This is a genomic window from Burkholderia sp. GbtcB21, assembly GCF_019091065.1.
GTDB classification, from domain to species: domain Bacteria; phylum Pseudomonadota; class Gammaproteobacteria; order Burkholderiales; family Burkholderiaceae; genus Burkholderia; species Burkholderia pyrrocinia_C.
The window spans coordinates 835,049-855,156 of the sequence record NZ_JAGXKA010000001.1; the positions used below are offsets into that span (position 1 = coordinate 835,049).

The 20,108-nt window shown below is 67.5% G+C and carries 21 protein-coding genes; 11 read left to right on the plus strand and 10 right to left on the minus strand.

The features are described 5' to 3' along the window. Positions 1–41: 41 nt before the first annotated feature. The gene (locus tag KVT39_RS03710) at positions 42–947 is read left to right on the plus strand and encodes a LuxR family transcriptional regulator (protein WP_034180984.1); all 906 of its coding nucleotides are present in this window, start codon (positions 42–44) and stop codon (positions 945–947) included. A 103-nt stretch (positions 948–1,050) separates the two neighbouring features. Here KVT39_RS03710 and KVT39_RS03715 read toward each other — a convergent pair whose 3' ends face one another. After that, positions 1,051–2,697, minus strand: a complete 1,647-nt coding sequence (locus KVT39_RS03715) for an Nramp family divalent metal transporter (RefSeq protein WP_131945986.1) — start codon at positions 2,695–2,697, stop codon at positions 1,051–1,053. A 115-nt stretch (positions 2,698–2,812) separates the two neighbouring features. After that, entirely contained in the window at positions 2,813–2,953 is a 141-nt protein-coding gene (locus KVT39_RS03720; protein WP_165948028.1) for a hypothetical protein, read from the minus strand. A 1,059-nt stretch (positions 2,954–4,012) separates the two neighbouring features. Here KVT39_RS03720 and KVT39_RS03725 point away from each other — a divergent pair. Beyond that, the gene (locus KVT39_RS03725; RefSeq protein ID WP_034180517.1) at positions 4,013–4,282 is read left to right on the plus strand and encodes a hypothetical protein; all 270 of its coding nucleotides are present in this window, start codon (positions 4,013–4,015) and stop codon (positions 4,280–4,282) included. A 118-nt stretch (positions 4,283–4,400) separates the two neighbouring features. Beyond that, positions 4,401–5,888 carry a carbohydrate porin gene (locus KVT39_RS03730; protein WP_217587833.1) on the plus strand — a complete coding sequence of 496 codons (1,488 nt, stop codon included), beginning with the start codon at positions 4,401–4,403 and terminating at the stop codon, positions 5,886–5,888. A gap of 103 nt (positions 5,889–5,991) precedes the next feature. Here KVT39_RS03730 and treA read toward each other — a convergent pair whose 3' ends face one another. After that, positions 5,992–7,731 (minus strand): alpha,alpha-trehalase TreA, encoded by a 1,740-nt coding sequence (treA, locus tag KVT39_RS03735; RefSeq protein WP_217587834.1) that lies wholly within the window; start codon positions 7,729–7,731, stop codon positions 5,992–5,994. 89 nt (positions 7,732–7,820) lie between these two features. Then, positions 7,821–8,114 carry a hypothetical protein gene (locus KVT39_RS03740; RefSeq protein WP_165948027.1) on the minus strand — a complete coding sequence of 98 codons (294 nt, stop codon included), beginning with the start codon at positions 8,112–8,114 and terminating at the stop codon, positions 7,821–7,823. On the opposite strand from KVT39_RS03740, the gene KVT39_RS03745 reads away from it, so the two are divergent. Together KVT39_RS03745 and KVT39_RS03750 are read left to right on the plus strand one after the other, a co-directional pair. Next, positions 8,065–9,453: an MFS transporter gene (locus KVT39_RS03745; RefSeq protein ID WP_217587835.1), complete on the plus strand. Its 1,389-nt coding sequence runs from the start codon at positions 8,065–8,067 to the stop codon at positions 9,451–9,453. The genes KVT39_RS03740 and KVT39_RS03745 overlap by 50 nt on opposite strands. Before the next feature lie 429 nt (positions 9,454–9,882). After that, positions 9,883–11,094 carry a winged helix-turn-helix domain-containing protein gene (locus KVT39_RS03750; protein ID WP_105391134.1) on the plus strand — a complete coding sequence of 404 codons (1,212 nt, stop codon included), beginning with the start codon at positions 9,883–9,885 and terminating at the stop codon, positions 11,092–11,094. A gap of 20 nt (positions 11,095–11,114) precedes the next feature. Here the strand turns inward: KVT39_RS03750 and fabI are convergent, their stop codons facing one another. Genes fabI through KVT39_RS03770 form a run of 4 tightly spaced genes read right to left on the minus strand, consistent with a single transcriptional unit; the run spans position 11,115 to position 15,225 of the window. Beyond that, the gene (gene fabI / locus KVT39_RS03755) at positions 11,115–11,876 is read right to left on the minus strand and encodes an enoyl-ACP reductase FabI (protein ID WP_217587839.1); all 762 of its coding nucleotides are present in this window, start codon (positions 11,874–11,876) and stop codon (positions 11,115–11,117) included. 28 nt (positions 11,877–11,904) lie between these two features. Next, a complete protein-coding gene (locus KVT39_RS03760) occupies positions 11,905–13,026 on the minus strand; it encodes an alpha/beta fold hydrolase (protein ID WP_217587841.1) in 1,122 nt (373 codons plus the stop codon). 8 nt (positions 13,027–13,034) lie between these two features. Continuing rightward, entirely contained in the window at positions 13,035–14,243 is a 1,209-nt protein-coding gene (locus tag KVT39_RS03765; RefSeq protein WP_217587843.1) for an acetate/propionate family kinase, read from the minus strand. Positions 14,244–14,253: 10 nt separating this feature from the next. Next, a complete protein-coding gene (locus KVT39_RS03770) occupies positions 14,254–15,225 on the minus strand; it encodes a phosphate acetyltransferase (protein ID WP_217587845.1) in 972 nt (323 codons plus the stop codon). Between the two features lie 146 nt (positions 15,226–15,371). Between KVT39_RS03770 and atpG the strand changes: the two genes are divergently transcribed. Next, positions 15,372–16,241 (plus strand): ATP synthase F1 subunit gamma, encoded by an 870-nt coding sequence (atpG, locus tag KVT39_RS03775; RefSeq protein WP_034180526.1) that lies wholly within the window; start codon positions 15,372–15,374, stop codon positions 16,239–16,241. Between the two features lie 11 nt (positions 16,242–16,252). Further along, positions 16,253–16,711 carry an ATP synthase F1 subunit epsilon gene (gene atpC / locus KVT39_RS03780; RefSeq protein ID WP_034180527.1) on the plus strand — a complete coding sequence of 153 codons (459 nt, stop codon included), beginning with the start codon at positions 16,253–16,255 and terminating at the stop codon, positions 16,709–16,711. Between the two features lie 23 nt (positions 16,712–16,734). Here atpC and KVT39_RS03785 read toward each other — a convergent pair whose 3' ends face one another. Together KVT39_RS03785 and KVT39_RS03790 are read right to left on the minus strand one after the other, a co-directional pair. Further along, on the minus strand, positions 16,735–16,953 hold the full coding sequence (locus KVT39_RS03785; protein ID WP_006480837.1) for a DUF1653 domain-containing protein: 219 nt from the start codon (positions 16,951–16,953) through the stop codon (positions 16,735–16,737). Positions 16,954–17,010: 57 nt separating this feature from the next. Next, entirely contained in the window at positions 17,011–17,454 is a 444-nt protein-coding gene (locus KVT39_RS03790) for a GNAT family N-acetyltransferase (RefSeq protein WP_034180528.1), read from the minus strand. A 224-nt stretch (positions 17,455–17,678) separates the two neighbouring features. Here KVT39_RS03790 and KVT39_RS03795 point away from each other — a divergent pair, with 224 nt between their 5' ends. The 4 genes from KVT39_RS03795 to KVT39_RS03810 all read left to right on the plus strand — a co-directional run bounded on the left by KVT39_RS03795 (position 17,679) and on the right by KVT39_RS03810 (position 20,099). Continuing rightward, the gene (locus KVT39_RS03795; RefSeq protein WP_069748763.1) at positions 17,679–17,939 is read left to right on the plus strand and encodes a type II toxin-antitoxin system Phd/YefM family antitoxin; all 261 of its coding nucleotides are present in this window, start codon (positions 17,679–17,681) and stop codon (positions 17,937–17,939) included. After that, positions 17,936–18,202 (plus strand): Txe/YoeB family addiction module toxin, encoded by a 267-nt coding sequence (locus KVT39_RS03800; RefSeq protein ID WP_131948433.1) that lies wholly within the window; start codon positions 17,936–17,938, stop codon positions 18,200–18,202. The genes KVT39_RS03795 and KVT39_RS03800 overlap by 4 nt, the downstream gene beginning before the upstream one ends. Before the next feature lie 303 nt (positions 18,203–18,505). Next, complete coding sequence (locus KVT39_RS03805; RefSeq protein WP_105391137.1) at positions 18,506–19,129, plus strand: HAD hydrolase-like protein; 624 nt, start codon at positions 18,506–18,508, stop codon at positions 19,127–19,129. 391 nt (positions 19,130–19,520) lie between these two features. Continuing rightward, entirely contained in the window at positions 19,521–20,099 is a 579-nt protein-coding gene (locus tag KVT39_RS03810; protein WP_131948434.1) for a DUF4142 domain-containing protein, read from the plus strand. The last annotated feature ends 9 nt before the right edge of the window (positions 20,100–20,108 follow it).

The following is a 20,108-nucleotide window of genomic DNA, read 5'->3' on the forward strand; positions in this document are numbered from 1 at the left end:
GCCGCCGCCAGGCGATGCGCGTCGATTCCGAGGGATGGCTCATGTCCGATATTGCATTGCATGAAGAAGCGGTCGCCCCGACCTTTTCCCGCCCGTCGCGCGGGTCGAGCGCATGCGCGGACGCGCTGCGGGAGCGTACCGTGCAGGTCGTCTGGTGCGACGACGTCAAGCGCGGCGAAGTCGCGCAGCCGCACGCGCCGACGCTCGGCGTCGCCGATACGCTCGCGCATGCGCAGAGCACCGCCGAGCGCAACCGGATCGTCACGAGCCTGCTGCACCTGACAGGCTTCTCGACGTTCGCGTACTTCGCGCTCGAATTCGCGCGCGAGCGTGTCGAAAGTCTCTACCTGCACGAAGCGTTCACGCCGGCCACCTATCGCGGCGACTACGTGCGGCACAACCATCACGACGTCGATCCGCGCACGCTCGGCGCGCGCGTGTGCAACATGCCGATCGTGTGGGACCTGCAGCAGCTGCGCCGCGAACACCGCGAGCGCGACGCCGGCCCGTGCGTGACGCCGGCCGCGCTCGACGGTTTCCTGCAGACGATGCAGGACGACGGGATGTGCAGCGGCATCATGTATTCGATGGCCGTGCCCGGCACGCGGCTGCATGCGTTCATGAGCTTCACAGCGCCGCGCCGCACGCGCGAATGGATCACGCCGGCGACGATCGAGCAGGCGCTGTCGATCGGGCTGTCGGTGCACAAGTTCGCGTCGCCGCAACTGATCGCGACGTCGCGCGAGCGTACGGTCAACGGGCTCACGCCGTTCGAGCAGGAACTGCTGCTCGGCATCGCCGAAGGCGCATCCGACAAGGAGATCGGCCGGCGCCTCGACACCAGCGCGCACAACGTCGACTATCACCTGCGCAAACTGCGCAAGCGCTTCGGCGTCGCGAACCGGATCCAGCTCACGTACCTGACGTCGAAGCTCGAGCTGATCTGACGGCGGCGCGCGCGTAAACGCACAAGCCGGCCTCGACGGGCCGGCTTGCACGGGTTGCGGCGCGGTGCCGGGTCCGGCGCCGCTTCCTGGCAGACGATCCGCGTTACTTCAGCAGCGTCATCTGCACGACCTTGACGATCACGAGACCGACCGCGATCACCAGGTAGCCGCGCAGCACGGCCATCCAGATCCGCGTCGCGAGCGTCATGTTCTGCGGCTCGAGCGTGTCGAGCGGCGGCATGCGCCACGTGTCGCGCAGCGAGCGATCGAGCGCCGGTTCGACGACGCGCTTGTGGCGGCGAATCAGCACCGTCGCGAGATAGCCGGCAATCGCGAGCACGGTGCCGCCCACCAGCACGTCGACGATCGCTTCGCCGCTGATGTCCGGATACATCACCGATGCGGTCAGGATGATCGACAGCAGCACGAGCACCCAGATCACCGCGCCCGTGAACACGTTGAGCTTCGTCGAGTTGACCCAGGGCCCCAGCACCTGGCGGTCGTTGCACAGCACGAGCAGGAACACCGTCGCGCTCGGCAGCAGCACGCCCGCGAGCGTCTGCACGGCTTCGGTCAGCAGGCCGAGCGGGCTGCCCGGGATCAGCACGAGCGTGGCCGCGGCCGCGACGATGCCGAAGTACACGAGATAGAAGCCCTTCGCGTCGGACACGCCGCGGTGCAGCGAATGGCGGATCTTGAACACGTCGCCGATCGCATACGCGGTCGACAGCGACACGGCCGCCGCGCCGATGATGCACGCGTCGAGCAGCGCCACCGCGAACAGCGTCGCGCCCGTGCGGCCCGCATACTTCTCGAGGCCCGCGATGATGCCGCCCGCATCGGTGAAGTTGCCGGCTTCCGGATGCCCGCCGAACAGCGCGGCGCTGAAACCGATCATCGCGACCGCGCCGATCAGCACGAATGCGATGCCGATCCACAGGTCGACCTTTTCATACTTCATGAAGCGCGGCGTGATGCGCTTGTCGATCACGTAGCTCTGCTGGAAGAACAGCTGCCACGGCGCGACGGTCGTGCCGACGATGCCGATCACGAGCAGCATCACGTCCGACAGCTTCGCGTGCACGGGCCAGTTCGGCACGAGGAAATCGCGCGTCATCTGCGCGACGGGCGGATGGATCGACACGAGCACCGGCACCAGCAGCAGGCTCAGTACGCACAGCCCGATCGCAAACCGCTCGAAGCGCCTGAAATCGCCGGTACTCACCGCGGCCATCGTCAGCGCGGCGGCCACGCACACGCCGGCCACCTTCGGCAATCCAAAGAAATCCAGCACGAACGTGATGCCGATGAACTCGGTGACGATCGTCAGCGCATTGAGCAGGAACAGGTCGATCACGCTGAACGCGCCCCAGAACTTGCCGAAGCGCTCGAAGATCAGGCGTGCATGGCCGACGCCCGTGACCGCGCCGAGGCGCAGCACCATTTCCTGGTTCACGTACAGCACGGGCACGAGCAGCAGCAGCGTCCACAGCAGCGTCGTGCCGTAGTTCTGGCCGGCCTGCGTGTAGGTGCCGAATGCGCCGGCATCGTTGTCGCCGACCATCACGATGAGGCCCGGGCCGATGATCGCGAGCAGCGTGCGCAGCCGCGCCCACCATGTGCCGCGCGCGGCGGTGTCGTGATGCGCGATCGTGCCGAGCGCGCCGCGGATGTCGCCGACATGGGCTTCGTCGAGCACGGCGCTGCGTTCCGCGGCGATCGGTGGAGAGACGTTGGATGGCGTGGACATGATTTGTTCCGTACGGCTAATGGTTATTCGATGAGCGTGTGACCTTGGGATGCGTACGCGGGGCCTGCCCGCAGGCAGCCGCGCGTGCGCATGCCGAGGCGCGCTCGGCGCTTCTTCAGTGGCGGATCAACGATTTCAGCTGGTTCAGCAGGCGGGAGAACACCCGCGGACGGGCATCGAGCGTCAGCATCGCATCGTATTGGTTGCGCGATTCCGCGACGTGCGGCAGGTTCGACAGCAGAAGGCCGAAGTTCATGGTCAGGCTCCGTGCGGCGACGGCAGGCGTGCCGGCCGCGTGGTGGGCGCGGGGCCAGTCCGGGGCCTGAACGACGTATCAGGCTAGTCGGCCGGAGTGTCCCTGCGACCCGGGTTCAAAAGGGTCGGTGCGTGCAACGGGCATATGGGACAACTGTCACTGTCGTTCACGGCGGCTCCTGTGCGGTGTTCCGGGGAACACGGTTGACCGCCGTCCGGCTTGCGGGCCGGCATTCGCGATGCCTGAACGAGGCATGCGCGAACGCGGCCGCCTGCCAGGCGGCGGTGAAGCCGGACAACGCATGCGAAAACGCATCACGCTAACCGGCGCGAATCAGGGTGCACGTAGGGAGATACTGCGGAATACTGCTGCGCGCACCGTTTGCCCGGGGGACAAACGGCGGCTTCGATGAGGCGCGGACGTCGGTCGCTCAGGCGGAAATTTCGTTCGAAGATCGACTACTGCAGGCGTCCAAGGCGGCGGCCCCAAGAGTGAAGATGCCGAATTCTATGAACCGCCCGAAAGTGAAGTCAACCCCTCCAAACCCCATTTCCCGAAATAAACTTCCCGCCTTGCGACACTGAAAGATTTGCCCTTGAAATGACGTGCCGAAACCTTTCAGCACGTCACGATGCGGTCACGCGTCGATGCGTGCGAACAACGGCAGGCGCCCGGCAGCGCCCTCTGCTTGCCGACCGTGTGCCGCCGCGACTCGCACGCCACACACGTCGTCTTTTCTGCGTTTTTCACTTGCACCGCAGCAAAAGTCGCGACTACAATCCGCCCCAATTCATCACGGGAGTCCCTCCGTGGACACATGCTCTAGTTGCAGTTCGATGCCGGTCCAGGCCGGCCAAGCCATCGCGAGATAGCAGCCAGACGCATGTCTTTCGCCGCTAGCTCGCATTCGTCGGGTTAGCGCGCTTCCTCCCGGGCCGGCCATCGCCGGTTCGTCAGTCGCACGCTCCGTTATGTTCCAACCTCCGATCGCAGGCCATGTCATGCGCCCGCGCTCGATCACGTCGTCCGGCATCCGCCGGACCAGACGGAGGCAGCGTCATGTTCATTCAATCGTTCGCGGTCAGACTCAAGCGCATCGTGCACGTCGCGTGCGACCGCTCGTTCGTTGCCGGCCTCTCGCCGCTCGCCCATGCGTTCGGAAACTGGCGCGGCGCGGCACTCGCCCACGTGCCGGCGGCACCGCGCCCGCTCGACTGCATGCTGGTCGCCGCGATGGCGGCCGCGGTCGCGCTCGCCGCGCTGCTATGCTCGGCTGCGTCGCGCCTCGGCTTCGCGCAAGTGTGGCGCGTCGGCGGCTGGCTGCCGTAAGCCCTCGACGCGCGGGGGCGCCACGCGCCATGTGCCGCCGCGCGACCGCCTCGCCACGCTTCCCGCATCACGTATTCTTTTCTTCAGCCTAACTAATCAAATCGCCAACGGAATCCGCATGAAGAACCATCTCGAACCCGTTCCGCGCAAGCCGCGCGTCAATGCGCTCGCCGCACTGCTGCTGTCGCTCGCCGCCGCGCCCGCGTTCGCGCAATCATCGCCGCCGGCCGCGGCCGAACCGGCGGCCAGCGCGAGCGACGCCGCCGCGCCCGCACGACAGGCCGCCGATGCTGCCGCGCCCGCTCCCACCGGCCTGTGGGAGCGTTCGAACCTGCTCGGCAACATGGGCGGCCTGCGCGACCTGCTCGGCGACCACGGCGTCACGCTGAGCCTGCAGGAAACCAGCGAGTACCTGTACAACACGTCCGGCGGCACGAAGCGCGGCGGCGCCTACCAGGGGCTCACGCAATTCGGCTTCAACGTCGACACCGGCAAGGCGATCGGCCTGCCGGGCGGCACCTTCAACGTGTCGGCGCTACAGATCCACGGCACCAACGCCACACAGCGCTACCTGCAGACGCTGCAGACCGCGACCGGCATCGAAGCGAATTCGACCACGCGCCTGTGGGAGCTCTGGTACCAGCAGTCGTTGCTCGACGGCAAGGTCGACGTGAAGGTCGGCCAGCAGAGCGTCGACCAGGAGTTCATGGTGAGCCAGAACGCGGCGACGTTCATGAACGCCACGTTCGGCTGGCCCGTGCTGCCTTCCACCGATCTGCCGTCCGGCGGCCCCGCGTATCCGCTGTCGTCGCTCGGCGTGCGGCTGCGCGTGAAGCCGGCCGATGCATGGACCGCGATGGTCGGCGTATTCGACGGCAACCCGGCCGGCCGCACCGACGGCGACGCGCAGGTGCTGAACGCGCACGGCACCAACTTCAACCTGCGCAGCGGCGCGTTCGTGATCGGCGAAGTGCAGTACGCGCTGAACGCGCCGCCGGACGACCCGAAGGCGCCGCAACCGGCCGGCCTGCCGGGCACCTACAAGCTCGGCTTCTGGTATCAGTCGCAGCATGCGAACGATCCGCGCTACGGCACCGATGGCCTGTCGCTCGCGAATCCGGCGAGCAACGGCATTCCCGCCACCCATCGCGGCAACTACGGGTTCTATGCGGTCGCGGACCAGATGGTCTGGCGGCCGTCGGACGACAGCCCGCGCTCGGTCGGCGTGTTCGCGCGCGTGATGGGCGCGCCGGGCGATCGCAATATCGTCGATTTCGCCGCCAATGCAGGCGTGACGCTGAAGGCGCCGTTCAAGGGGCGCGACAACGACGTCGCGGGCATCGCGGTCGGCTACGCGAAGATCGGCTCGCATGCGCGCGGCCTGGACGGCGACACCGGCACCTACACGACGCCCGGTTATCCGGTGCGCCGGGCGGAGACGGTCGTCGAGGCGACCTACCAGTACCAGGTCGCACCGTGGTGGCAATTGCAGGCCGACCTGCAGCACTTCTTCCGTCCGGGCGGCGGCATCCCGAACCCGAACGCGGCGGGTGCGCGCATCGGCGACGAAACCGTGGTCGGCGTGCGCACGACGATCACGTTCTGACGCAAGCCGCATACGGAAGCGGAAACGAAAACGGGCCGGACGGCCGCTTGCGCGACAGTCCGGCCCGTGCGTTTGCCGCGCGCGGTGCATCACTCTCCGCGCATCACTCCCCGTACAGCCCGAGCAGTTTCAGCGTGACGCCGTTGGTCCAGCCGAAGCCGTCCTGCAGCGGATATTCGCCGCCACCGCCGCCGCCCGTGCCCGCGCCTTCGACCACGTACTTCTCGACGAGCTTGCCTTCGGTTGCATATACATGCTTCACGTCGGACAGGAAACGCGTGCCGATGTCCTTCGCGAGCGCCGGTTCGCCATAACGACGCAGCCCGTCGATCGCGATCCACTGCAGCGGCGCCCAGCCGTTCGGCGCGTCCCACTGCTGGCCGGTATTCTCGGTCGTCGTCGCGAGGCCGCCCGGTTTCAGCAGCGTCTTGCGCACCTCGCGCGCGGTCGCCTTCGCACGTTCGGGCCATGCGACGCCCGCGAACAGCGGATACAGCGCGGCCGCCGTCACGGCGTCGCGCGGCTTGCGCAACTGCCAGTCGTAGTCGCCGTAGTAGCCGCGGCGGTTCCACAAATAGTGGTTGATCGCGGCCGCACGCCGCGCCGCGCGCCCCGCGAAATCGGTCACGCATGCGACGTCGCGCGTGACCGCGCAGCCCTTCACGATCGTCGTCTCGAGATGGAACATCAGGCTGTTCAGGTCGACCGGCACGATCGACGTCGTGCGGATCGTCGCGAGCGTCTTGCCGTCGCCGAACCAGCGCGAGCTGTAGTCCCAGCCGCTTTCGGCGCCCGCGCGCAGGTCGCGGTACACGTCGTTCGCCGGACGGCCGGGCGCCGACTTCGCGGTCGTCACGTCCTCCAGATACGACTCGTCGCGCGGCGTGTCGCTCGCATCCCAGTAGCGGTTCAGCACCGCGCCGTCGGGCATCGCGACCACGTTGCGCGCGGCCTGCCCGCGCGGCGTCGTGGTTTCGCCCTGCATCCAGTACGCATGTTCCTTGCGCAGTTGGGGCAGGTATTTCTGGTAGACCTTGTCGCCTTCGGCCTGCGCGGCGAGCGTGACCATATACGCGAAGAACGGCGGCTGCGAGCGGCTCGCGTAGTACGTGCGGTTGCCGTTCGGGATGTGCCCGATCGTGTCGATCAGGTGCGCGAAGTTGTCGAGCATGTCGTCGACGAGATCCTCGCGCCCCGACACCTGCAGCCCGAGCATCGTGAAATAGGTATCCCAGTAGTAGCCTTCGCGGAAGCGGCCGCCGGGCACGACGTATGGCTTCGGCATCGGAATCAGCGAACTGTACTGCGGCACCGTTGCGCTGGTGCGCGTGAGCTGCGGCCACAGCCAGTCGATGTGCTGGCGCAGCGTCTGGTTCGGCGGCGGCGTCACGCCGCCTTCCGGGGGCGGCGTGAAGTGCTGGCCGACGAACGTCTTCAGCGAGAAGCCCGGCTGCGATTTCTGTTGCTGATACAACTGCACGATCGTCGCGGGATCGGTATCGGGCGTCGCGTCGACGAAGGTCTTCTGGTCGGGATAGATCTGTGCGGTCTGCACCGCGACGAACAGGTCGCCGTAGAGCTGGCTCGGCGGCGGCAGCAGCGTGCCCGACGCGGGGCCGGCAATCGCGGCCGCGGTCGGCACGGCCGACTGGCTGGCCGCCTGAACGGCGGCCTGGTTCGCATTGTCGGCCTGCGCGGCGCAGCCGGCGACGGCGAGATACGCGACGGCCAGTGCGGCGGCCCAGCGCAGACGCGGCGCGGGCGGCGCATGACGCGGTGCATGATGACGCGAGAAGCGACGTGAGAAGCGAGATGCAATCGATGCGGCACGACGTGACGTCATGGCGTGTCCCCTCCTTTCGATGGTGAGTGGCTCGGCACGAGGTCTCGTTCGCGCGCGCGCTCGTCTCGATGGCCCTCGATCGATGCGCGTCATATGTTGTGTTGCGAGTGGGTCCGACTGTCGCATGAAACGTGCGCCGCACGCAAGTTTCGCGGTCGCTGCGGCGGGGTGATGTCATGTGTCGTGTCATGCGCCGCAGCCGGCGCGGCGGTCGTCTCTTCTTTCGCGCGCGGCAGCAGGAACGACTGTTGCAACATGCGGAACAAGTGTTGTCGCGCGTGACGCATCGGCAACATTATGGGCATAATGGCGTCTTTACCGCGCGCCCAGCCCATGTCGCCCGTCTTTCTAGCACCGCTCATCGTTGCCTGTGCGTTGTTCATGGAAAGCGTCGACGCGAACATCATCGTCACCGCGCTGCCCGCGATGGCGAGGGACTTCGGGCACAACCCCGTCACGCTGAACGTTGCGATCACGGCCTACGTGGTCGGGCTCGGCGTGTTCATCCCGATTTGCGGCTGGCTCGCCGACCGCTTCAGCGCACGTTCCGTCTTCCGTACGGCAATCGGCATCTTCGTCGTCGGCTCGCTGATGTGCGCGGCCTCCAGTTCCCTCGGCGTGCTCACGTCCGCACGCTTCATCCAAGGCGTCGGCGGCGCGATGATGGTGCCCGTCGGCCGCATCATCATCTTCCGCGCGGTGCCGCGCTCGGATCTCGTGCGCGCGATGAACTACCTCGCGATTCCCGCGCTGTTCGGGCCCACGGTCGGGCCGCTCGTCGGCGGCTTCATCACGACCTACCTGCACTGGCGGATGATCTTCTTCATCAACGTGCCGATCGGCATCTACGGGATCTATCTCGCGAGCAAGCACATCGCGAACACGCACGAGCCCGATCCGGGCCCGCTCGACTGGTTCGGCTTCCTGCTGTCGGCAAGCGGCGCCGCATTGCTGCTGATGGGCCTCACGCTGCTCGACGGCTCGCTCACCTCGCGCTCGAACGCGATCGTGATGTGCGTGGCCGGCACCGTGCTGCTCGCGCTCTACGTGCCGTACGCGCGCCGCAAGGAGCGCCCGGTGCTCGACCTCAGTTTCCTGAAGATCCCGACCTACCACGCGAGCGTCGTCGGCGGGTCGCTGTTCCGCATCGGCCTCGGCGCGGTGCCGTTCCTGCTGCCGCTCGCGCTGCAGGAAGGGCTCGGCATGAGCGCGTTCCATTCGGGGCTCATCACGTGCGCGTCCGCGCTCGGCGGCGCAATGAGCCGCTCGACGGCCACGCACACGCTGCGCCGCTTCGGCTTTCGCACGGTGCTGATCTACAACGCGGCATTCGCGGGGCTCGCGATCGCCGCGTACGGTGTATTCCATCCCGGCATGGCGACCTGGGCGATCTGGCTGATCGTGCTCGTCGGCGGCATCTTCCCCGCGCTGCAGTTCACGAGCCTGAACTCGATGATCTACGCGGACATCTCGCCGCGCGACGCGGGCCGTGCCACGAGCCTCGGCAGCGTGGTGCAGCAGATGTCGCTCGGGCTCGGCGTGACGGTGGCCGGCATCGTGCTGCACGTGTCGCACTGGCTGCAGGGCCACCAGACGATGGTGTGGTCGGATTTCTGGCCGGCGTTCGTCGTGGTCGGGCTGTGCTCGTTCGCATCGATTCCGATCACGCGGCGGCTGCCGCCCGGCGCCGGCGACGAAGTCGCGCGCGGCAAGCGGCAATAAGCGGGAAGCACTTCGGTTCGCCGCGTTGCTGCGCGGCAAGACACGACGGCCTGTTCCGCACGCTGCGGCCTGGGGAAACGCGCGCCGCGGCATCACACGTCGCGGCAGCCTGCGAAAAACCGGAAAAACAAAAAAATCAGCGGACATCCACACGGGGCCGGTGCACAGCCGCATGGATGTCCGCTCAGGGCTCCGGGTCTCCCGATGGGGGTTGAGAATCCCGGATTCGCTTCCTGCGTGCCATGGACATATGTGCGTCGGAAGCGGAATCGTTGCGCGCACTTGTCGTCGCGCCATGCTCTGCACTATAGGGAAACTTGCGAAACGCATCTGTCAAGCATTGTCAGACGCGTTGCATCGGCGCGTCGCACGCGCGCGCCGCTTTCGCGCTAAAGTGATCGCCGACCGCCACCCTCAGCCGCCATTCCGATGCTTACGCTCTCGCCCGCCGCCGCCCGCGCGCTGCATCTCGCCGCACAAGGTCTGCTGACGCCGCCCCGCCGCAAGGCGACCAAGGCCGACGTGCTCGACACGATCCGCCGGATGGCGCAGTTGCAGATCGACACCATTCACGTCGTCGCGCGCAGCCCGTATCTCGTGCTGTTCAGCCGTCTCGGCGATTTCTCGCCGCAGTGGCTCGACGAACATCTCGCCGAGGCGCGCCTGTTCGAATACTGGTCGCACGAAGCGTGTTTCCTGCCGATCGAGCAGTTCGGCCTGATGCGCTACAAGATGCTCGATCCGTCGGGGATGGGCTGGAAATACGCGGCCGAGTGGCACGCGCAGAATCGCGACGAGATCGAGCGGCTGCTCGCGCGGATTCGCGACGACGGCCCGGTGCGATCAGCCGATTTCGTCCGCGAAGATGGCGTGAAGGGCAACGGCTGGTGGGACCGCAAGCCCGAGAAGCGCCACCTGGAAGTGCTGTTCACGACGGGCGACCTGATGGTGTCGGAACGCCGCAATTTCCAGCGCGTGTACGACGTGCGCGAGCGCGTGCTGCCCGGCTGGGACGACACGCGCGACCTGCCGCCGCGCGAAGCCGTGCTGCCCGCACTGCTCGACTACACGTGCCGCGCGCTCGGCGTCGTGCGCGCGGACTGGGTGGCCGACTACTATCGGCTGCCGCGCCGTTCGTATCGCGACGAGCTGGAACGGCTCGCGGATGCGGGCGACCTGATTCCGGTGCAGATCGACGACTGGAAGGAACCGGCCTACGTGCATCGCTCGCTCGACGCATTGCTGCCGGCCGCCGCGGCCGACACGCTGCGCTCGACGGTCACGACGCTGCTGTCGCCGTTCGATCCCGTCGTATGGGACCGGCGGCGCGCATCGACGCTGTTCGGTTTCGACTACACGATCGAGTGCTATACGCCCGGGCACAAGCGGCGCTACGGCTATTTCTGCCTGCCCGTGCTGCATCGCGGCCGGCTGGTCGGCCGCGTCGACGCGAAAGCGCATCGCTCGCTCGGCACGTTCGAACTGAAGGCCGTGCATGTCGAGCCGGGCGTGCGGTTCGGTACGGGGCTCGCGGCCGACGTCGCGAAGGCCGTGAAGAAGCTCGCGGCGTGGCACGGCACGCCGGAGGTCGCGGTCGCACACGCGCCCCCCGCCCTCGTGCAGGCATTCGCGCGCACCTGACGCCGCATGCCGCCGGCACGCTAGCCGAGCATGTGCATGCCGGCGTCGATATAGTGCGTGCCGCCCGTGATCGCCCGTGCGCCGTCGCTCGCAAGGAACGCGCAGAATGCGCCGACGTCGTCGATGTCCAGCGCGTGACGCAGCGGCGCCCGGCGCGCGGTGTCGTCGAGCAGGCGGTCGAAGTCCGGCAGGCCCGATGCCGCGCGCGTCGGCAGCGCGCCCGGCGAAATCGCGTTGACGCGAATGCCCGTGCCGCCGAGTTCGGCCGCCAGGTACCGCACGCTCGATTCGAGCGCGGCCTTGACCGGCCCCATCACCCCGTAGTTCGCGACGACCTGCTCCGCGCCGAGATAGCTCATCGCCATCAGGCTCCCGCCCTGCGTCATCAGCGGCTCGGCAAGCCTCGCCATCCGGATGAACGAATGGCACGAGGTATCCATCGCCAACGAGAAGCCTTCCGGCGAGCTGTCGACGACGCGGCCTTGGAGATCGGCCTTCGGTGCATACGCAACCGAATGCAGCACGAAGTCGATCGCGCCCCATTGCATCGCGATCGCGTCGAACACCGCCGCCATCTGGTCGGGCCGCCCGACGTCGAGCGGCATCCGGATCGGCGCGTCGAGTTGCGCGAACAGCGGCTCGACGTGCGGCAAGGTCTTCTCCGACTGCCAGGTCACCGCGAGCGTGGCGCCCGCCCGGCAAAACGCACGCGCGCACCCCCACGCGATGCTCTGCTCGTTCGCGATGCCGACGACGAGCCCCCGCTTGTGTCGCAACGTCATGCCGCCCCCCGTGTCGATCCGCGCCGGCCTAGCGCTGCGCCGCGATCCAGCGCGCGATGTCCGGCCACACCGTCTTCAGCGTGCGCGACCCCATGAACAGGCCGATATGGCCGCCCGGCACGAGCCGGCTCTCGATCCGCGACGCGAGCGTCCCGAGCCGGTCGCGCGCCCCGAACACCTGCTCCGGCGTCGTGATGTCGTCGGCCTCGCCGGCGAGCAGATAGACCGGGCACGCGACGTCCTTCAGGTCGAGCGTGCGCCCGAGCGCGACGAACGTGCCCTTCGCGAGCCGGTTCTCCTTGAAGATCTGCACGATCGCCTGCAGGTACCAGCGTCCCGGCAGGTCGATCGGGCTTTCGTACCAGTTCGCGAACACCTCGCGCTTGCGCAGGTATTCGGGATCGTCGAGATGCTCGTACAGGTCGACGTGCTCGGCGAGATAGTGCTGGTCGGGATGCATGTTCTTCCAGCCGCGCAGCATGAAGCGCCCGCGCATCAGCCCGCCGCCCATCGCCACGAGCTCCTCGTAGAACGACGTCGGATACGTGTGCACCATCCGCTTGATCGGGCCGTCGCCCGCGTCGGTGTCGATCGGCGAGCCAGCCAGCACGAGGCTCGCGACCTTGTGCGGGAAACGCGCCGCGTACATCGCGGACATCCAGCCGCCCTGGCACAGCCCGACGAGATTCACGCGGCCGCCGAGCTCGTCGACGCACACGTTCAGCTCGGCCAGATACTGGTCGATCTCGAGGTCCTTCATGTCCTCGGTGGCCGAGCGCCAATCGGTCAGGTACAGGCGCGTCACACCGTGCTCGCGCAGCGTCTGCATCAGGCTCTGCCCCGGCTGGTAGTCGGCGATCATCGCGCTGTGCCCCGCGTACGGCGCATCGACGATCGTCGGCAGCCCGTGCGCCGGCGCGGCCGAATAATCGCGAAACGTCATCGTCCGCAGCTCCAGCAACGGCCGGTTCGTCGATGCCAGCGCAGGATGCACTTCGAAATGCAGCTTCTCCTCTTCCGCGAGGAAGCGGAGATTGCGCGCGGCGATCTCGGAACCGGCCGCGAACATCGCCGTGGCGGCGGCCATCGGCCAGAACATCGGCAGCGCGGGGGCGCTGACGGCAGGGGAAGACGTGTCGCGTGCTGTCATGGAAGGTTTCACCGGGTCGGATACGGCGTGGAAGGGATCGCGTCGTCCAGCACGCGGCGCGTGTGCCGCGCGATCATCAGGTTCTCGTCGGTCGGGATCACGCGCACCGTCACGCGCGACGCGTCGCTCGAAATCACCGGCAGGCCGGCGGCGTTCGCCGCGTCGTCGAGCGCGATGCCGAGCCACGCCGCGCGGCTGCAGATCCGTTCACGCACGCGCGGCGCGTGCTCGCCGATGCCCGCCGTGAACACGAGCATGTCGAGACCGCCGAGCACGCCGGCCAGCGCGGCGAGTTCGCGGGCCGCGCGGTACGCGAACAGCTCGACCGCGTGCGCGGCCGACGGCGCGTCGCTCGCGAGCAGCGTGCGCATGTCGCTCGATACGCCGGACACGCCGAGCAAACCCGATTCCGTATAGATCAGATGCTCGACCTCGTCGAGCGACCGGCCCTCGTGACGCTGCAGGTAAAGGATCACGCCCGGGTCCAGCGCGCCTGTGCGCGTGCCCATCGGCAGCCCGTCCACGGCCGTGAACCCCATCGTCGTCGCCACGCTGCGGCCGTTCGCGAGCGCGCACAGGCTCGCGCCGTTGCCGAGGTGCGCGACGACGGTCCGGCGCTGCGCCCAAGACGGATCGAGCGCCGGGAGTGCCGTCGTGATGTATTCGTACGACAGCCCGTGGAAACCGTAGCGCACGATCCCCTGTTCGGTCAGCGCGCGCGGCAACGCGAACTCCCGTTCGAGCGCCGGCATCGTCGAATGGAACGCCGTGTCGAAGCACGCGACCTGCGGCAGGTTCGGCGCGACCGCGGCGACCGCGCGGATCGCGTCGACGTGATGCGGCTGGTGCAGCGGCGCGAGCGGCGAAAGCGACGCTATTGCATCGAGCACGCGCGTGTCGATCCGCACCGGCGCGGTGAAATACGGGCCGCCGTGCACGACCCGGTGCCCGACGCCGTCGAACGCGGCCTCCCGCCCGACGTGAGCCGCGAACCACGCGTGCAGCGCTTCGATCGCACCTTGGTGCCCCGGTCGCGCGACGGGGCTGTCGGCGAGCGTCGCGCCGTGCGCGTCGGCCACGAACAGATGCGGGGTGCCATGCAGGTTCTCGACCTGCCCGTGCAGGCCCGCATCGAGCGAGCGATCCTCGCGCGTGTCGTAGACCGAGAACTTGAGGCTCGACGAGCCGGCATTGAGTACCAGAACGGGATGTCGCATCGCGGCCCCGTCAGTGTGCGTCGGCCGCAACGGCCGGCGCGGCCGCGAGCGCCGCCGTGGTGCGCGCCGCCTCCGCGACGAGCGCCGCGACCGCGCAGCTCGCCAGGCGCGTGCGTTCGCTGTCCGCGCGACTCGTCAGGATCACCGGCACGCGCGCGCCGAGCACGATGCCGGCTGCATCGGCGTTCGCCAGGAACGTCAGCTCCTTCGCGAGCATGTTGCCCGCCTCGAGGTCGGGCGCGAGAAGGATGTCCGCGTCGCCCGCGACCGCCGAACCGAGATGCTTGAGCCGCGCGGCTTCGGGGCTGATCGCATTGTCGAGCGCGAGCGGCCCGTCGAGCAGCGCGCCGGTGATCTGGCCGCGCTCGGCCATCTTGCACAGCGCGGCCGCGTCGAGCGTCGACGGCAGCTTCGAGCTGACCGTCTCGATCGCCGACAGGATCGCGACCTTCGGCTGACCGATGCCGAGCGCGTGCGCGAGATCGATCGCGTTTTGCACGATGTCGGCCTTCTGCTCGAGCGTCGGACGGATGTTGACCGCCGCGTCGGTGATGAACAACGGCTTGTGGTAAGTCGGCACGTCCATGATGAACACGTGGCTCAGGCGCCGCCCGGTGCGCAGCCCCGTATCGGCGCGCACCACCTCCTCCAGCAACTCGTCGGTGTGCAGGCTGCCCTTCATCAGCGCCTGCGCGTCGCCCGAGCGCACCAGCTCGACGGCGCGCGCGGCCGACGCGTGGCTGTGCGGCGCATCGACGAGCCGGTAGCCGGACAGGTCGACGCCGAGCGTCGCGGCAAGCGTCGTGATGCGCGCCGTCGGTCCGACCAGGATGGGCACGACGATACCGGCCCGAGCGGCGGCGACGGCCGCGCGCAGCGATACCTCGTCGCAAGGATGCGCGACCGCGACCGTCACCGGGCGTAGCGAGCGGCAACGCGCAATCAGCGCGTCGTACTTCTGGTGCTGGCGGAAATCGGTCATCGAATACCCCTTCGCGAGGATTACGTAAAAGAATTCTGGTGCGAGACCGGGCGAAATCGTTTGACCCTCGTCAATCGTTTCAGGTGAAGTCCCGATAGCATGAAACCACACGATGACATCCGGATGGCCGCGGCGCCCCCCCTGACATGCACATACGCGAAATCCGCTCGAAGATCGCCAGTACGTCGTCCACGCGCACGATCACCAAGGCGATGGAAATGATGGCGCGCACCAAGATGGCGAACGCGCAGCGACGCGCCCGCGAGTTCCGCCCGTATGCGGCGCGCATCGGGGCGATGGCCGAACGCGTGCTGCGCGACCGGCCCGACCACGTGTCGGCGCTGATGGCGCGACGCGATCCCGTACGCCGCGTCGGCCTGATCGTCGTCAGCACCGATCGCGGGCTGTGCGGCCCGCTCAATGCGCGGTTGCTCGTCGCATGCGTGGATGCGCTCGAACGCTGGGACCGGGCCGGCGTCGCGTGCGAACTGAGCGTGATCGGTGCGCGCGGCATCGCGCCGCTGATGCGCCACGGCGCGACCATCACGGCGCGCGCGAGCGGCCTGGCCGCCGAGCCGCACTTCGACCAGTTGCTCGGCGCGCTGCTCGTGCCGCTGACCGCGTTCGTCAACGGCGAGCTCGACGAAGTGCACGTCGCCTACAACCGGCTGACGAGCCCGCTCGCGTACGAGCCGCGTATCGATGCGATGCTGCCGATCGCGAAGATCGACACCGGCGCGCCGGCCGACGGCGCGGCGGCATCCGACTATCTTTACGAGCCCGCGCCCAAACCGGTCGTGGATACCTTGCTGCTGCGCTACGTCGAGGCAACGCTCTATCAGGCGGTCGTCGAAAACTATGCGTGCGAACAATGCGCGCGGATGTTCAGCATGCAGACCGCGACGGACAACGCCGACCGCGTGCTGCGCGAACTGCGGCACCTGTACCAGAAGACGCGGCAGGCGCAGATCACCACCGAGCTGTGCGAAATCGTCGCCGGCGCGGCGGCGGTCTGAAGGGGGCGCGCATGACGACGTCGATGAGGCTCGACATCCTGAGCGTGGAAGCGGTGCTGTATGCCGGCGACGCACATTTCGTCGTCGTCCCGGGCGAAAGCGGGGAACTGGGGATCTATCCGCACCACGCGCCGCTGCTCACGCGGATCCGGCCCGGCGTCGTGACGCTCGTCGACGCGCCGACCGGCGAGCATCGTCGCCTGCTCGTCGCGGGCGGCGTGCTGGAGGTCGGCCGCGACGGCGTGACGCTGATCGCCGATCACGCGCTGCGCACGCCCGAACTCGACGATCTGCGCGCACGCGAGGCGCGGCATGCGGCCGACGACTGGCGCCGGCGCTACGCGCACGAAAACCGGCGCGCGTTCGATTTCGCGTCGGCCCGCGCGGAACTGATGGATGAAATCCGGCGCTTCTTCACGATGGCGCTGCGGCAACAGGCGTCGCACGACAACCCGGGCGGCGCAGGCTAGGTGCCGGCGCCGGTGTTGCCCGCTCAGTCGCGCAGCTTGCGAAAACGCGGCGTGCCGTCTTCGAGATTGCCGTTGAACATCGCTTCCGGCCGCACCCACAGGCCGCGCGCATGCGGCCACAGATGCTCGTACACGACCACCGATTCCTCGGTTTCGGAATGGCGGGCGACGCCGATATAACGGTACAAACCACCCTTGTAGTGGCGATGCGTCGCGAGTTGTTCGGCTTCCTGTTCGGTCATGATGGGCTTCTCTTCGGCAAAAACGGAAAGCGCGTATTGTATGCGCTGCGCCGCGCGTCAGCGTTTCGTATAGATGTCGGGACGGCGGATCTCCATCAGCCGCTCGGGATTCGCGGACGGCCCGAAGCCGACCGGCCGGTACAGTTCGTGCGCGTCGGTCGTCACGAGCATGATGCGACGCAGGCGCTGCACCATCTCCTGCGCGAATACGTGATCGATCAGCGCGCGGCCGTAGCCGTTGCCGCGTTCGGCCGGCAGCACGAACACGTCGCACAGATACGCGAACGTCGCGTGATCGGTGACGAGCCGCGCGAACCCGACAAGCCGGTCGCCGACATACGCACCGAAACACAGCGAACCCTCGATCGCACGCTCGACCACGTCGCGCGGAATGCCCTGCGACCAGTACGCGTCGCGATGCAGGAAGTCGAAGATCGCGTCGATGTCGAGTTCGCGCTTGTCGGTGGAAAATCTCAGCGTGGCGGGGGTGGCTGCGGGCACGTCTGTTCTCCGGTGGGGGGCGGGAGGCGGAGCATCGACGATACCGCGCTGTGCGGCGGGCTACAAGCGGCACCACCACACCGCTGCGGCACGACAGGTGAGAATCCTCTTGCCGGACTGTGGCGCGCAACCACATACACTCACCGGGAAACTTGTACAGCAACCCGTACATATTTATCAATCGCGCTATACTTGTACGGTTATATGTACAAGTGAGGCAAATCATGCGCACGATTCATTTTTCGGATGCCCGCGGCAACCTGAAGACCGTCATCGACCAGGTTGTCGACGATGCGGACGTGACGCTCATCACGCGCCGCGATGCACCGAACGCCGTCATCATGTCGCAGGATTACTACGACAGCCTGATGGAGACGGTTCACTTGCTGCGCTCGCCGGCCAACGTCGCCCATCTCGAACGTTCGATCGCGCAACTGCGCAAGGGCAAGGCGAAAGAACGCAAGCTCGCCGAGGATGATGAATGAGCATACGCCGCGTGCTCTTTACTTCCGACGCGTGGGACGACTATGTCTATTGGCAGGGCCAGGATCGCAAGACGCTCAAGCGCATCAACCAGCTCATTCGCGAAGCCCAGCGAACGCCGTTCGAAGGCATCGGCAAACCCGAGCCTTTGAAGGCCAATCTCTCCGGCTTCTGGTCGCGCCGTATCGACGACACGAACCGCCTGGTCTACGAGGCTGACGACCTTCAGATCAGCATCGTGTCCTGTCGCTATCACTACGAGTAGCTCCCCTCCGGAGCACTACCCTCTCCGCCTCACGGCGCCGGCAGCGCCCGGCAGGCCTTGCAACGCTTCAGCGGAAGCGGCCGGGTTTTCGTGCGGCGCGCGCGCCGGCCGGCAACGCTCGCGGCACTCGCCCGCTTACCCGCACACGCATTTCGGTGGATGATGTAGCCCGTGCCGGCCTTCTACAACCGCGCATGCTCCCGACGACCGACTGGAAGGCGACGCCCGATGCGCGACCGTGCAGGCGACGGGCCTCGATTCGGTGACAATGTCGCCTGCTCAATAAACCCGTCACATCGCGTCATGTCCTATCGCCTCATCGCATTCGACTTCGACGGCACGCTCGCCGATTCGCTCGACAGCTTTCTCGCGGCGCTGTCGGAAGCGTCGCGCCTGCACGGCTTTCGCGACGCCACGCCCGAGCTGCGCCCGGCGCTGCGCGGCATGTCGGCGCGCGACATCATCCGTGCGCTCGACGTGCCGATGTGGAAAGTGCCGCGCGTGACGATCGACATGCGCCGCCTGATGAAGCCGCGCGTCGCGCAAGTGATGCTGTTTCCCGGCGTCGACGACACGTTCGACGCGCTCGCCGCGCGCGGCATCCGCATCGCGATCGCCACGTCGAATACCGAGGAAATCGTGCGTGACCGGCTCGGCCCGCGTGCCAGCAGCCGCGTCGACACCTTCGCGTGCGGCATTCCGCTGTTCGGCAAGGCGCGGCGTCTGCGCGCGCTCGTTCGCGAGGCCGGCGTGCGCGCCGACGAAGTGCTGTATGTCGGCGACGAAATCCGCGATGCCGACGCCGCACGACGCGCGCACATCGCATTCCAGGGTGTCGCGTGGGGCTACACCGCACCCGACGCATTGCAGGCGCATTGCGCGACGCCGTTGCTGCCGCGCCTCGATGCACTGCTCGATCGCGTGTGACACGTTCAAGCGCATCGCACGCGCAAGTCGTCACGTCGCTCGACGCACACGACAAGGCAACAGCAGCACGACGATGAAATGCAGATGACACGCACGTGCATCCCGCACGCCGCACACGCGCAAAAATTGCCGCCGCCACGCGTGCACCAGGTACGCAATACCGGTACGCGCACCTGCCAATCGATGGGTCTTACCAACCGTTACACAAACCACAGCGCGGTTGCACCTGCTACCCGACCGCTCTCCTAGAATCAGTCGGGCCGGGAAACACTTCGACCGGCGCCGCGGCAGAGCGGCGGTCGAATCCGGCCCGGGCGCGCCCGGTCTCTCGCACAGCTACGGATCACGTCATCCGTATTTTTAACCAGAGCCCCGATCGAAAGGAGGTCCCATGAACCGCTTTCCCCACATCTCGCGCCTTGCCTTGTCTGCCGCTGGCCTGCTTCTCGTCGCCGTGACGGCGACCGCGCAAACCGCGCAACCGGCACCCGCAGCGCCCGCCGCGCCGGCCGCTGCCGCGACGCGCATCCACGAAGCCGACCAGGCCTTCATCACGGATGGCACGAAAACCGTGTCGACGCAGCACGACGCGGCACGCATCGCCGATGCGCGCACGTCGGACAGCCAGGTCAAGGCTTTCGCGCAACGCGTGTCGGCCGACGATGAAAAGATCATCCAGGCGATGCGCGCGGCAAGCCCGCGCGGCGTCGACGTGCCGGCCAACGACCCCGACACGACCGTGCTGAACAGCATCAAGACCCTGCGCGGCGCCGAGTTCGACAAGGCGTATATCGAGCAGGTCGCGCTCGCCGGCCAGCAGAAGACGATCTCGGCCTTCCAGGCCGAAATCGCGTCGGGCCGCGACACGAAGCTGAAGGAAGTCGCACGCCAGTCGCTGCCGATTCTGCAGAAGCACTACGCGGACGCGCAGAAACTCGCGGAGCGTCACCACCTCGCATCGGCGCAGTAACGATGCAGC

What these genes read in the sequence shown, in the direction of transcription:
- KVT39_RS03805 (WP_105391137.1), top strand. Translation starts at nt 18,506, where the DNA reads ATGTCCTATCGCCTCATCGCATTCGACTTCGACGGCACGCTCGCCGAT.
- KVT39_RS03800 (WP_131948433.1), top strand. Translation starts at nt 17,936, where the DNA reads ATGAGCATACGCCGCGTGCTCTTTACTTCCGACGCGTGGGACGACTAT.
- KVT39_RS03760 (WP_217587841.1), bottom strand. Translation starts at nt 13,026, where the DNA reads ATGACAGCACGCGACACGTCTTCCCCTGCCGTCAGCGCCCCCGCGCTG.
- KVT39_RS03750 (WP_105391134.1), top strand. Translation starts at nt 9,883, where the DNA reads ATGCTTACGCTCTCGCCCGCCGCCGCCCGCGCGCTGCATCTCGCCGCA.
- fabI (WP_217587839.1), bottom strand. Translation starts at nt 11,876, where the DNA reads ATGACGTTGCGACACAAGCGGGGGCTCGTCGTCGGCATCGCGAACGAG.
- KVT39_RS03715 (WP_131945986.1), bottom strand. Translation starts at nt 2,697, where the DNA reads ATGTCCACGCCATCCAACGTCTCTCCACCGATCGCCGCGGAACGCAGC.
- KVT39_RS03765 (WP_217587843.1), bottom strand. Translation starts at nt 14,243, where the DNA reads ATGCGACATCCCGTTCTGGTACTCAATGCCGGCTCGTCGAGCCTCAAG.
- KVT39_RS03795 (WP_069748763.1), top strand. Translation starts at nt 17,679, where the DNA reads ATGCGCACGATTCATTTTTCGGATGCCCGCGGCAACCTGAAGACCGTC.
- atpG (WP_034180526.1), top strand. Translation starts at nt 15,372, where the DNA reads ATGCACATACGCGAAATCCGCTCGAAGATCGCCAGTACGTCGTCCACG.
- KVT39_RS03740 (WP_165948027.1), bottom strand. Translation starts at nt 8,114, where the DNA reads ATGAACAACGCACAGGCAACGATGAGCGGTGCTAGAAAGACGGGCGAC.
- KVT39_RS03810 (WP_131948434.1), top strand. Translation starts at nt 19,521, where the DNA reads ATGAACCGCTTTCCCCACATCTCGCGCCTTGCCTTGTCTGCCGCTGGC.
- treA (WP_217587834.1), bottom strand. Translation starts at nt 7,731, where the DNA reads ATGACGTCACGTCGTGCCGCATCGATTGCATCTCGCTTCTCACGTCGC.
- KVT39_RS03725 (WP_034180517.1), top strand. Translation starts at nt 4,013, where the DNA reads ATGTTCATTCAATCGTTCGCGGTCAGACTCAAGCGCATCGTGCACGTC.
- KVT39_RS03710 (WP_034180984.1), top strand. Translation starts at nt 42, where the DNA reads ATGTCCGATATTGCATTGCATGAAGAAGCGGTCGCCCCGACCTTTTCC.
- KVT39_RS03785 (WP_006480837.1), bottom strand. Translation starts at nt 16,953, where the DNA reads ATGACCGAACAGGAAGCCGAACAACTCGCGACGCATCGCCACTACAAG.
- KVT39_RS03770 (WP_217587845.1), bottom strand. Translation starts at nt 15,225, where the DNA reads ATGACCGATTTCCGCCAGCACCAGAAGTACGACGCGCTGATTGCGCGT.
- KVT39_RS03730 (WP_217587833.1), top strand. Translation starts at nt 4,401, where the DNA reads ATGAAGAACCATCTCGAACCCGTTCCGCGCAAGCCGCGCGTCAATGCG.
- KVT39_RS03745 (WP_217587835.1), top strand. Translation starts at nt 8,065, where the DNA reads ATGTCGCCCGTCTTTCTAGCACCGCTCATCGTTGCCTGTGCGTTGTTC.
- KVT39_RS03720 (WP_165948028.1), bottom strand. Translation starts at nt 2,953, where the DNA reads ATGAACTTCGGCCTTCTGCTGTCGAACCTGCCGCACGTCGCGGAATCG.
- atpC (WP_034180527.1), top strand. Translation starts at nt 16,253, where the DNA reads ATGACGACGTCGATGAGGCTCGACATCCTGAGCGTGGAAGCGGTGCTG.